Origin of the sequence: Bacillus sp. G16 (assembly GCF_021282335.1) — a bacterium.
GTDB lineage: Bacteria > Bacillota > Bacilli > Bacillales > Bacillaceae > Bacillus > Bacillus inaquosorum.
In genome coordinates, this window is sequence record NZ_JAJSOZ010000020.1 from 48816 (window position 1) to 59911 (window position 11096).

Annotated in this window: 14 protein-coding genes; 12 read left to right on the forward strand and 2 right to left on the reverse strand. The window is 42.2% G+C overall.

The annotated features are described in order from the left end of the window. Positions 1-60 precede the first annotated feature (60 nt). The 11 genes from rplQ (at position 61) to salA (ending at position 8642) form a co-directional block, all read left to right on the forward strand. Positions 61-423, forward strand: a complete 363-nt coding sequence (gene rplQ, locus LWH95_RS18560; protein ID WP_003225836.1) for a 50S ribosomal protein L17 — start codon at positions 61-63, stop codon at positions 421-423. A 130-nt stretch (positions 424-553) separates the two neighbouring features. Next, positions 554-1399 carry an energy-coupling factor ABC transporter ATP-binding protein gene (locus LWH95_RS18565; RefSeq protein WP_003241976.1) on the forward strand — a complete coding sequence of 282 codons (846 nt, stop codon included), beginning with the start codon at positions 554-556 and terminating at the stop codon, positions 1397-1399. Further along, positions 1375-2244 carry an energy-coupling factor ABC transporter ATP-binding protein gene (locus LWH95_RS18570; RefSeq protein ID WP_003241974.1) on the forward strand — a complete coding sequence of 290 codons (870 nt, stop codon included), beginning with the start codon at positions 1375-1377 and terminating at the stop codon, positions 2242-2244. Before LWH95_RS18565 ends, LWH95_RS18570 begins: the two co-directional genes overlap by 25 nt. Continuing rightward, positions 2241-3038 carry an energy-coupling factor transporter transmembrane component T family protein gene (locus LWH95_RS18575; protein ID WP_232920131.1) on the forward strand — a complete coding sequence of 266 codons (798 nt, stop codon included), beginning with the start codon at positions 2241-2243 and terminating at the stop codon, positions 3036-3038. Before LWH95_RS18570 ends, LWH95_RS18575 begins: the two co-directional genes overlap by 4 nt. 9 nt (positions 3039-3047) lie before the next feature. After that, positions 3048-3791, forward strand: a complete 744-nt coding sequence (truA, locus tag LWH95_RS18580; RefSeq protein ID WP_133489342.1) for a tRNA pseudouridine(38-40) synthase TruA — start codon at positions 3048-3050, stop codon at positions 3789-3791. Positions 3792-3952: 161 nt separating this feature from the next. Next, entirely contained in the window at positions 3953-4390 is a 438-nt protein-coding gene (gene rplM / locus LWH95_RS18585) for a 50S ribosomal protein L13 (protein WP_003241966.1), read from the forward strand. A gap of 20 nt (positions 4391-4410) precedes the next feature. After that, the gene (rpsI, locus tag LWH95_RS18590) at positions 4411-4803 is read left to right on the forward strand and encodes a 30S ribosomal protein S9 (RefSeq protein ID WP_003225846.1); all 393 of its coding nucleotides are present in this window, start codon (positions 4411-4413) and stop codon (positions 4801-4803) included. 506 nt (positions 4804-5309) lie between these two features. Then, positions 5310-6074 (forward strand): class I SAM-dependent methyltransferase, encoded by a 765-nt coding sequence (locus tag LWH95_RS18595; protein ID WP_133489344.1) that lies wholly within the window; start codon positions 5310-5312, stop codon positions 6072-6074. 197 nt (positions 6075-6271) lie between these two features. Further along, positions 6272-6715 (forward strand): YbaK family protein, encoded by a 444-nt coding sequence (locus LWH95_RS18600; protein ID WP_003241961.1) that lies wholly within the window; start codon positions 6272-6274, stop codon positions 6713-6715. 59 nt (positions 6716-6774) lie between these two features. Further along, entirely contained in the window at positions 6775-7488 is a 714-nt protein-coding gene (gene cwlD, locus LWH95_RS18605) for an N-acetylmuramoyl-L-alanine amidase CwlD (RefSeq protein ID WP_003241959.1), read from the forward strand. Positions 7489-7583: 95 nt separating this feature from the next. Beyond that, the gene (gene salA, locus LWH95_RS18610) at positions 7584-8642 is read left to right on the forward strand and encodes an iron-sulfur carrier protein/transcriptional regulator SalA (RefSeq protein ID WP_003241957.1); all 1059 of its coding nucleotides are present in this window, start codon (positions 7584-7586) and stop codon (positions 8640-8642) included. Between the two features lie 37 nt (positions 8643-8679). Here salA and gerD read toward each other — a convergent pair whose 3' ends face one another. Continuing rightward, positions 8680-9237 carry a spore germination lipoprotein GerD gene (gene gerD, locus LWH95_RS18615; RefSeq protein ID WP_003241955.1) on the reverse strand — a complete coding sequence of 186 codons (558 nt, stop codon included), beginning with the start codon at positions 9235-9237 and terminating at the stop codon, positions 8680-8682. Between the two features lie 109 nt (positions 9238-9346). Here gerD and kbaA point away from each other — a divergent pair, with 109 nt between their 5' ends. Next, on the forward strand, positions 9347-9943 hold the full coding sequence (kbaA, locus tag LWH95_RS18620) for a KinB-signaling pathway activation protein (RefSeq protein WP_148983317.1): 597 nt from the start codon (positions 9347-9349) through the stop codon (positions 9941-9943). Position 9944: 1 nt separating this feature from the next. Here kbaA and pdaB read toward each other — a convergent pair whose 3' ends face one another. After that, positions 9945-10709: a polysaccharide deacetylase family sporulation protein PdaB gene (pdaB, locus tag LWH95_RS18625; RefSeq protein ID WP_019257289.1), complete on the reverse strand. Its 765-nt coding sequence runs from the start codon at positions 10707-10709 to the stop codon at positions 9945-9947. Positions 10710-11096: the final 387 nt, after the last annotated feature.

An 11096-nucleotide genomic window follows, 5' to 3' on the forward strand; every position in this document is an offset into this window, starting at 1 on the left:
CTAGGATTTTCGTGTGTTTATTATTCAGATACAGCATTTCAATAAAGGAGGGGACATCACATGTCATACAGAAAACTAGGACGTACGAGTGCACAGCGTAAAGCTATGCTTCGTGATCTTACAACTGATTTGATCATCAACGAAAGAATCGAAACAACTGAAACACGTGCGAAAGAACTTCGCTCTGTAGTTGAAAAAATGATCACGCTTGGCAAACGCGGTGATCTTCACGCTCGCCGTCAAGCTGCTGCATACATCCGCAACGAGGTTGCAAACGAAGAAAATAACCAAGATGCACTTCAAAAATTATTCTCTGACATTGCAACTCGTTACGAGGAGCGCCAAGGTGGATACACACGTATTATGAAGCTTGGTCCTCGCCGTGGTGACGGAGCACCAATGGCAATTATCGAATTGGTTTAATCACATATTTTTTGTGTATCTAAAGAAGGGCGGGACAGTTTCTAACTGGATCTATGCCCTTTTTTTAGATACTGCAACTTTTTATATAGAGAGAAAAGCAGAGCATTAGCTGAGAGGAGGCCGGTTTTCCATGAATCAAAATCAGTTGATATCGGTAGAGGATATCGTTTTTCGATATCGGAAAGACGCAGAAAGACGAGCACTAGACGGCGTCTCCCTGCAGGTGTATGAGGGTGAATGGCTTGCAATTGTAGGTCATAACGGTTCAGGGAAGTCAACACTGGCTCGGGCATTGAATGGTTTAATCCTTCCTGAATCAGGCGACATAAAGGTTGCCGGGATTCAATTGACAGAGGATTCGGTTTGGGAAGTGCGTAAGAAAATAGGTATGGTCTTTCAAAATCCGGATAACCAATTTGTCGGAACGACAGTTCGCGATGATGTGGCTTTTGGTTTAGAAAACAATGGTGTACCGCGGGAAGAAATGATTGAGAGAGTAGACTGGGCAGTAAAACAGGTGAATATGCAAGATTTTCTCGATCAAGAGCCGCACCATCTCTCCGGAGGCCAAAAGCAGAGAGTGGCGATTGCGGGGGTTATTGCCGCACGTCCTGATATTATTATCTTAGATGAAGCAACATCTATGCTTGACCCGATCGGGCGAGAAGAAGTGCTTGAAACGGTAAGACATTTAAAGGAGCAGGGCATGGCGACTGTCATTTCCATCACACATGATCTGGATGAGGCAGCAAAAGCAGACAGAATCATTGTCATGAATGGCGGTAAAAAATATGCCGAAGGGCTGCCTGAAGAGATTTTTAAATTGAATAAGGAACTTGTTCAAATCGGGCTTGATTTACCCTTCTCATTCCAGCTTAGCCAGCTTTTAAGAGAAAATGGACTGGCTTTGGAAGAAAATCATTTGACCCAGGAAGGGCTGGTGAAAGAGCTATGGACATTACAATCAAAGATGTAGAGCATCGTTATCAGATGAAGACGCCGTTTGAGCGCCTTGCACTGTATGATATCAATGCATCGATTAAAGAAGGCAGCTATGTAGCTGTTATCGGGCATACAGGCTCTGGTAAGTCCACTCTTCTTCAGCACTTGAACGGTCTTTTGAAGCCGACGAAGGGACAGATATCACTAGGCAGCACTGTTATTCAGGCAGGGAAAAAGAATAAAGAGCTGAAAACCCTTCGTAAAAAAGTCGGAATCGTTTTCCAATTTCCTGAGCATCAATTATTCGAAGAAACAGTTCTAAAAGATATTTCGTTCGGACCGATGAATTTTGGTGTGAAAAAAGAGGATGCTGAACAAAGGGCAAGAGAGATGCTGAAGCTTGTAGGTTTATCAGAAGAGCTTCTGGACAGATCGCCTTTTGAATTAAGTGGAGGGCAAATGCGCAGAGTTGCGATTGCCGGCGTACTTGCAATGGATCCTGAAGTGCTTGTTCTTGATGAACCGACTGCAGGATTGGACCCAAGAGGGCGAAAAGAGATTATGGACATGTTTTATGAGCTTCATCAACGGGGGAACCTGACGACGATCCTTGTGACACACAGCATGGAGGATGCAGCCGCATACGCTGATGAAATGATTGTCATGCATAAAGGCACGATCCAAGCATCAGGCAGTCCGCGTGATTTATTTTTAAAAGGTGAAGAGATGGCTGGCTGGGGGCTGGATCTTCCGGAAACGATAAAATTCCAAAGACAGCTGGAAGCTGCACTAGGTGTCAGATTTAAAGAGCCTATGCTCACAATTGAAGATGCCGCTGCTGAAATCCGTGCTCTTTTTCAGGGGGAGAAGACCTTATGATGGACAGCATGATTATCGGCAAGTATGTACCGGGCTCTTCACTTGTACATCGGCTTGACCCAAGAACAAAGCTTATCACGATCTTTTTATTTGTCTGTATCGTATTCCTAGCCAATAATGTGCAGACATATGCGCTGCTTGGATTATTTACAGTAGGCGTCGTTTCATTAACAAGAGTTCCTTTCTCTTTTTTAATGAAAGGGTTAAAGCCTATCATCTGGATTGTCCTATTTACGTTCCTGCTTCACATTTTAATGACACATGAAGGGCCGGTTATCTTTCAATTAGGCGTTTTCAAAATCTACGAGGGCGGTTTGGTTCAAGGGATATTCATTTCTCTTAGATTCGTCTATCTGATTTTAATCACAACCCTATTAACGCTGACGACAACACCGATTGAGATTACTGATGGAATGGAGCAGCTGCTGAATCCATTGAAAAAAATAAAGCTTCCTGTTCACGAGCTCGCTCTTATGATGTCAATTTCTTTGCGGTTTATCCCGACCTTGATGGAGGAGACAGATAAGATCATGAAGGCTCAGATGGCGCGAGGCGTTGACTTTACAAGCGGACCTGTCAAAGACAGAGTGAAGGCTATTGTCCCGCTTCTTGTCCCTCTCTTCGTCAGTGCATTCAAACGCGCCGAAGAGCTTGCTGTGGCAATGGAAGCAAGGGGCTATCAAGGCGGAGAGGGACGTACGAAATACAGAAAGCTGGTATGGACAGGAAAAGATACTTCTGTCATTGTCAGCTTGCTGATTTTGGCTGCTTTGTTATTTTTCTTAAGGACTTAGAGGTGCTGTATGAGACTGAAATGCACGATTTCTTATGACGGACATTTGTTTAATGGATATCAGGTGCAGCCGGGCAAAAGAACGGTTCAGGATGAACTTGAGAAGGCCTTGGCTGTCCTGCATAAGTCGAAAGACAGAATTCCGGTCATTTCGTCAGGAAGAACAGACAGCGGGGTTCACGCAGCCGGACAGGTGATTCATTTTGATACTTCGCTGTCTATCCCGACGGAGAGATGGCCGTATGCCTTAAATGCACTGCTTCCAGACGATATCGCAGTCAAACAGGCAGAAATTGCGGATGATGGGTTCCATGCACGATTTAGCGCAGTTAAAAAGGAATATCGCTACTTTGTATACACGGAGAAACACCCGGACGTATTTAAACGGCATTACGCTTACCATTTTTCATATCGCCTCAATGTGCAGAACATGAGAGAAGCGGCAAAGCATCTTTTAGGAACACATGATTTTACAAGCTTTTGTGCGGCTAAAACGGAAGTGCAGGACAAAGTGAGAACGATTTACGAACTCGATTGGACTGAGACTGATGACGGCCTGCAAATGCGGATCACAGGCAGCGGTTTCCTATATAATATGGTCAGAATTATTGCGGGTACTTTGCTGGATGCAGGTATTGGAAAAATTTCTCCCGATGATGTGAAATCCATGCTGGAAGCGAAGGACCGCGAAGCAGCAGGGCGCACAGCACCGGGACACGGACTGTACTTATGGAGCGTTTACTATGACAACTAAACCAGGTGTATAATATTTTCTTGACAGAGTCTGCATAAAGTTATAAGATATCATATGGTATGTATTTCAACCCCACGATAAGCCCCGGAACTTATTGTGTTGTGAAATAGAACGTAATCGAAGTTTATTGAAAATGACAGATCATTTAGGAGGGAAATTCAATGCGTACAACACCTATGGCTAACGCAAGTACTATTGAACGCAAGTGGTTAGTTGTTGATGCTGCTGGTAAGACTTTAGGTCGTCTTTCTTCAGAAGTTGCAGCTATCCTTCGCGGAAAACACAAACCAACTTACACACCGCACGTTGATACTGGAGATCATGTGATCATCATCAACGCTGAAAAAATCGAGTTAACTGGTAAAAAGTTAACTGACAAAATCTACTACCGTCACACTCAACATCCAGGCGGATTAAAATCAAGAACTGCTCTTGAAATGCGTACAAACTACCCTGAGAAAATGCTTGAGCTTGCTATCAAAGGCATGCTTCCAAAAGGTTCTCTAGGTCGTCAAATGTTCAAAAAATTGAACGTATACCGTGGTTCTGAGCATCCACATGAAGCACAAAAACCTGAAGTTTACGAACTTCGCGGTTAATTAAAAAGGAGGTTACCAATTTGGCACAGGTTCAATATTACGGTACTGGCCGTCGTAAAAGCTCTGTAGCGCGTGTGCGCTTAGTTCCAGGAGAAGGTCGTATCGTCGTTAATAATCGTGAAATCAGCGAGCACATCCCATCTCCAGCTCTAATCGAAGATATCAAACAACCATTAACTTTGACTGAAACAGCTGGAACTTATGATGTTTTAGTAAACGTACATGGAGGCGGCTTATCTGGTCAAGCTGGAGCAATCCGTCATGGTATCGCTCGTGCTTTGCTTGAAGCAGATCCAGAATACCGTGCAACACTTAAACGTGCAGGTCTTCTGACTCGTGACGCTCGTATGAAAGAACGTAAAAAATACGGTCTTAAAGGCGCTCGTCGTGCACCTCAGTTCTCAAAACGTTAATTTTACGTTTTCAAAGCTCTCGACCCTGTGTTGGGAGCTTTTTTATTTTCATAAAATGCCCATATACAATTCTTAGCACACCCCCGCATTCAGTAAAAATAAATAAATGAACGCTTAATGAAGTCTAAGCAAATTGCTTGATTATAAACAGCCCTGTTGTAATAATCATGGTATCTTTCATTTCGTTACAAGCTAATTTACTTGAATGATGATTGGAAAGGTGGTCAAAGTTTTTAATGGCCATGTCGCCAATCCAGTTCATTTTAACAACTGGTCTCCCACCTGTTCAATCTCACAGCTGATTCTTCATCTGTCCGGATGAATATTAGTTCTTCACTAATGACATCATTTGATGAGATAAGTGTAAATCTTTTGACGTAAATCACATATCTCCTTTGTGATTTTTTTGCGTTTTTATGAATTTTTTTCTAAATATGCAAAGGGAAAGCGATATCAATCTAGAAATATTTGTTATACTCTATACAATAAAATAAGGAGAACGATTCATGAATGCGTTAAAACATAATAGCAAAGCCTGGGATCAAAAAGTAGAAGTAGGCAATGAATGGACTGTTGCTGTTGAGCAACATGTCATCGAACAAGCGAAAAAAGGCAATTGGGATATAAGGGTAACACCAATGAAAGATGTTCCGAAGGATTGGTTTCCCCCTGTCAAAGGACTGAAGGTGCTTTGTTTAGCATCAGGAGGCGGCCAGCAAGGTCCGATTTTGGCAGCTGCAGGAGCGGATGTCACTGTATTAGATAACTCGGAAAAACAGCTGGACCAGGATAGAATGGTTGCTGAACGCGACGGCCTCACAATACATACTGTCAAAGGAAGCATGGACGATCTCAGTCAATTTCAGGATGAATCATTTGACGTCATTATACATCCTGTTGCCAATGTTTTTGTTGAGAATGTCCTCCCGGTCTGGAAGGAAGCGCACCGAGTACTGAAAAGAAACGGCGCCCTAATTTCAGGTTTTGTAAATCCAGTCGTATTCCTGTTTGATGTAGAGTTAGAACAGCAAGGTATTCTAAAAGTAAAACACTCCATTCCATATGCCGACTCAGAAGATCTTCCAAAACATAAAGTGAAAAAACTGATTGAAAATAATGAGGCTCTGGAATTCGGCCATTCCCTAGAAGACCAAATCAAGGGCCAAATTGATGCCGGTTTTATCGTCACTGGTTTTTATGAAGATAAAGGCGGGTTTGTATTGGACCAATATATTCATACATATTCTGCAACAAGAAGCGTGAAATTATGAAAAGCAGCGACCTATTAGAGGAGCTGCTTTTTTAGTAATCACTTGCGGAACGCTTGTTCTGAACCCTGTAGAAAGCTGCTAAATCCTCTTCTTTTTATCAATCTCTGCACCTTCATTTGGGCGAATTTCCAACCGAATTCGGGCATGGTTTCACCATCCAAACCTCAAAATAACCGGTAAAAGGAGAGTGAATTTGTATGGCAGAGGTACTGTCTTTTATGGATGTGAAACGCCAAAAGGATTTTGAATTAGAAAAGAACTTGCTCAAAGAACTCTCTCTGAGGCAAATCATTCAGTCTGTTAAAGACTGTCTGGAACCATTATTTCCGTTTTTACATGATGAAAGAGATATTATTAGCGAAGGCTGTATTGATTTTGCTATAGAAGCTTATTTGTTAGGCGGACGTTTTGGGATATTCGGCTATTACGGAGAATCCATGCAGAGCATCAGTGCGCGCTCAGCAAGAGAAGAAGAAGAGCTTCGTCTGGAGTTTTTTGATTATCTTTATAATTGGATACACGAGCAATACGCAACATTTGATAAAAATACGGTCTATGAAGCAGCATGCAAGTTCATTAAAGACTGGTGGACAGAGGGATTTGTCCAAAGAGAAAAACAGTGTAAGCTTCGCATGCGATAATCATATTTCCCGGCCCTGTCCCATAGTTATGTAATAACGGACAAGCGGGAGGGGAAGGGATGAGGAAAAAGCTTAAATGGCTCAGTTTTTTGCTAGGCTTCATCGTATTACTATTTCTATTCAAGTATCAGTTCAGCAATAACGATTCTTGGAAGCCGTGGAGCCTGCCCTTGAGCGGGAAAATTATATATCTAGATCCAGGTCATGGCGGGCCTGACGGCGGAGCAGTCGGCGGAAAGATGTTAGAGAAGGATGTAACCTTGGAAGTGGCCTTTAGAGTCAGGGATTACCTTCAGGAACAAGGAGCGCTTGTCATCATGACCAGGGAAAGTGATACCGATCTCGCTCCAGAAGGAACGAAGGGCTACAGCAGACGAAAAGCGGAAGACTTAAGACAGCGAGTCAAATTAATAAACCATTCAGAGGCTGAACTCTATATCAGCATTCACCTCAATGCGATTCCATCACAAAAGTGGAGCGGAGCCCAAAGCTTTTATTACGGAAAATATGCGGAAAATGAGAAAGTCGCAAAATACATTCAGGATGAATTGAGAAGAAACCTGGAAAACACAACCCGGAAGGCAAAGCGGATTCATGGTATCTACTTAATGCAAAACGTCACCAAACCGGGGGCACTTGTAGAAGTCGGATTTTTATCCAATCCAAGCGAAGCAATGCTGCTCGGGAAACCGAAATACCAGGACAAGGTGGCATCTTCCATATATAAAGGCATTTTGCGATATTTCACAGAAAAAGGAGACCCTCCTGAGTAAAGGAGGGTTTTCGTATGGTTCTAAGCATAAGACACCCGCCATTTATGTATGATATAATAATGATTGTAAACGAATACACAAAAGGGTGAGGTTCGATGATAAGAGAAGATGAAGTAAGAAAACTAGTCGGTGAAATGCGCGAACCTTTTCTTCAAAGACCTCTGGGAGAATTGGATGCCGTTAAGGAAATTAAAATAAAGCCTGAAAAACGGCATGTCAGTGTGAAAGTCGCTCTTGCCAAAACCGGAACTGCAGAGCAAATGCAGATTCAGCAAGAGATCGTAAACGTCTTAAAAGGGGCAGGCGCTGAGACGGTCGGCCTTCGATTTGAAGAGCTGCCGGAAGAAACGGTTGCTAAATTCCGGGCGCCGTCAGCTGAGAAAAAAACACTGTTAAATATGGATAACCCGCCAGTCTTTCTTGCTGTAGCAAGCGGAAAAGGCGGCGTAGGCAAGTCTACTGTGTCAGTAAACCTTGCTATTTCTCTGGCTCGTCTTGGGAAAAAGGTCGGTTTAATTGATGCTGATATTTATGGCTTCAGTGTGCCGGATATGATGGGTATCACTGTGCGTCCAACCATTGAGGGAGAGAAACTTCTTCCTGTTGAACGCTTCGGGGTAAAGGTGATGTCAATGGGCTTTTTCGTAGAAGAAAATGCACCCGTCGTATGGAGAGGCCCGATGCTTGGCAAAATGCTGAATAACTTTTTCCACGAAGTAGAGTGGGGAGAAGTAGACTATATCGTTCTTGATCTTCCGCCTGGGACAGGGGACGTTGCTCTCGATGTACATACAATGCTTCCGAGCTGCAAAGAAATCATCGTATCGACGCCGCATCCAACAGCTGCTTTTGTCGCGGCCAGAGCGGGCTCTATGGCGATTAAAACCGATCATGAGGTTGTTGGTGTCATAGAGAACATGGCTTACTATGAAAGCGCAAAGACTGGGGAAAGAGAATATGTCTTTGGTAAAGGCGGCGGAGATAAACTAGCTGAGGAACTAAACGTGCCTTTGCTCGGCAGAATCCCGTTGAAACAGCCTGATTGGGATAAGGATCAATTTGCGCCGTCTGTTTATGACGAAAATCATCCCATCGGAGAAATATACCAGGACATTGCAAAAAAAATAATTGCAAAAATGTCAGTGCAAGTATAAAAAAGGCGAACCGGGATTCTATATCCCGGCCTTCCCTTTATTCACTTTCTTTAGCAGTATCTTTTGCTGCTTTTTTCAGCTCATCTTCGAACTGTTTTTTGTAAAGCGGGCTAGAAAGTGTTTCGTTAATAACCTCTTCTAAATAACTTCGGAATTCTTGGCTTTTTGCAAGTTCGCTGTACTTTTTATTCATGCCCGGATCCTGCATAACGCCCATCAGCATCTTCTGGTAATCCGGATCCTTCATCAGTTTTTTAATCACTTTTTCATGCTCAGTCTGAAGAGTTTTGGCAAAGCCTTCAGCAAAATCAGTGTCTTCAAAGATGTTTTTCCAAAATTCTTCACCTTTTTTAGAGGTGAGTGTTTTTTCTATTGTTCCTTTAATCGCATCTTGGTCAATCACCAGCGCTTCATTCATCGCATCATCGTTTAATAATTCCTTAATGGCTTTCTTTCCATCATCAGTTTTTAATATATCAACAACCATTTTTTTGGTCTGATCATAGTCCATATCCGCTGCTTGGTCTTTTGGAGCGCAAGCTGTTACAGATAATAACAAAAAACAGCTCATCAATAGCGTTTTGGCTTTTGACATGCTTAAGCTCCTTTCACATACTTGTCTTACTTTTAATATGATTCATCTGTTTGGATTTATACATAACAAAATATCGCAGTTTGCGATTTTTGAGGGGATGAATAAAGAAATGAAAAGCCGTGGTCTAGTTCGTTTTTTCTTTTCTATTTTAGCTGTCGGAGCGCTTATCACGAGTATTGTGGGTTTTGCTTTAAAATGGGGAGAATATAGGGGGCTGTTTCTTGCTTTCGAAGCGGAACAGATTTTCTCTGTTTTATTTTGGTTTATCGGAGTAGGCATGATTTTCAGTGTGATCAGTCAAATGGGCTTTTTCGTGTTTTTAACAGTTCACCGGTTTGCACTTGAGATATTAAGATCCTCATCATTGTGGAATTTGCTTCAGTTATTTTTCATCCTGTTTGTTGCTTTTGATCTCATGTACGTGCGTTTTTTATTTTTTGGAGAGAGCGGAGAATCGATGGCTGGTTATGCGTGGTTACCGGTATTTTTGTTGATCTTTGGGGTGATTACAGCTTATATAAAGCAAAAGCAGTCCTCTAGAAAAACGTTTGTGTCATCGTTGTTTTTGATGGTTGTGATTACTGCATTAGAATGGTTCCCTGCATTAAGAGTAAATGATGAGGACTGGCTTTATTTAATGCTTTTTCCGTTAATGGCGTGCAATGCTTTCCAATTGCTGATGCTGCCGAAGTTTGCAGCGAAGTAAATTACTTTACCTCTGCGGATTTGGCATCAGAATTTGCAATGAGATCACCTACGGTTACATTTTTTAATCCTTTTTCTTTCAGCTGATGGATGATATCAGGCAGCGCTTCTTCTGTTTGTTTTGCCGAGTCGGAGGCGTGTAAAAGAATAATGTCGCCTCCTGAAACTTGCTTGGTCACATTGTCGATGATTTTCTCAACGCCGGGATTTGTCCAATCTTGAGAGTTTACACTGTAATGAACGACTGTGTAATTGTATTGCTTTGCGACCGTGAGAACATTCTTATTGAATTGTCCTGTAGGGGGTCTTAATAGCTGTATGTCTTTGATCCCTAACTTTTCAAAGGCAGTTTGCGCACGGTTAATGTCCTTTTTTATTTCGCTGCTCTCTAAATTGGCATAGTTTTTATAGGCGTAGCCCATGCTCCCTATTTGATGGCCATCCTTTACGATACGCGCTACTGTGTCGGGGTGGCGTTCTGCCCAAGAAGCGGAAAGGAAAAACGTCGCATTTTTAATCCCGTTTGCCTTTAAGGTATTAAGAATGGGTTCTGCTTTCTCATCGCCCCAGCTGATATCAAAAGTAAGGGCAATGTCTTTCGAAGCTGTTTCTCCTTTATAAATGGCTTTAGGTCCGGTGTCAGTTGAAAATACGGGAAGCGGGACAGCTCTTTGGATATAAAAAAAGCTGGCTGCTGCAAATGCGGCGATAAGTATAATGATAAATTGTTTCACTCGTTTAATGTGCCACACGTAGAAGTGATTCACTGATGATGCCTCCTTATCTTGTCCATCATTCTTGTATTACATCTTATGAGCATGGCCAATTGAATATAACCGATAAAATGTCTCTTCACATGCAGCTTAAATTAGTTGTTGACCTTTTGATAATATCCGTGATATATTATTATTCGTCGCTGATAAACAGCTGACAACAATTAAAAGCTTCATTAAATGCTTTGAAAAAAGTTGTTGACTTAGAAGAAGCTAAATGTTATAGTAATAAAGCTGCTTCGTTAAGCGGCAGTAATGATCTTTGAAAACTAAACAAGACAAAACGTACCTGTTAATTCATTTTTAAATAAATCGCACAGCGATGTGCGTAGTCAGTCAAACTACTTTATCGGAGAGTTTGATCCTGGCTCAGGACGAACG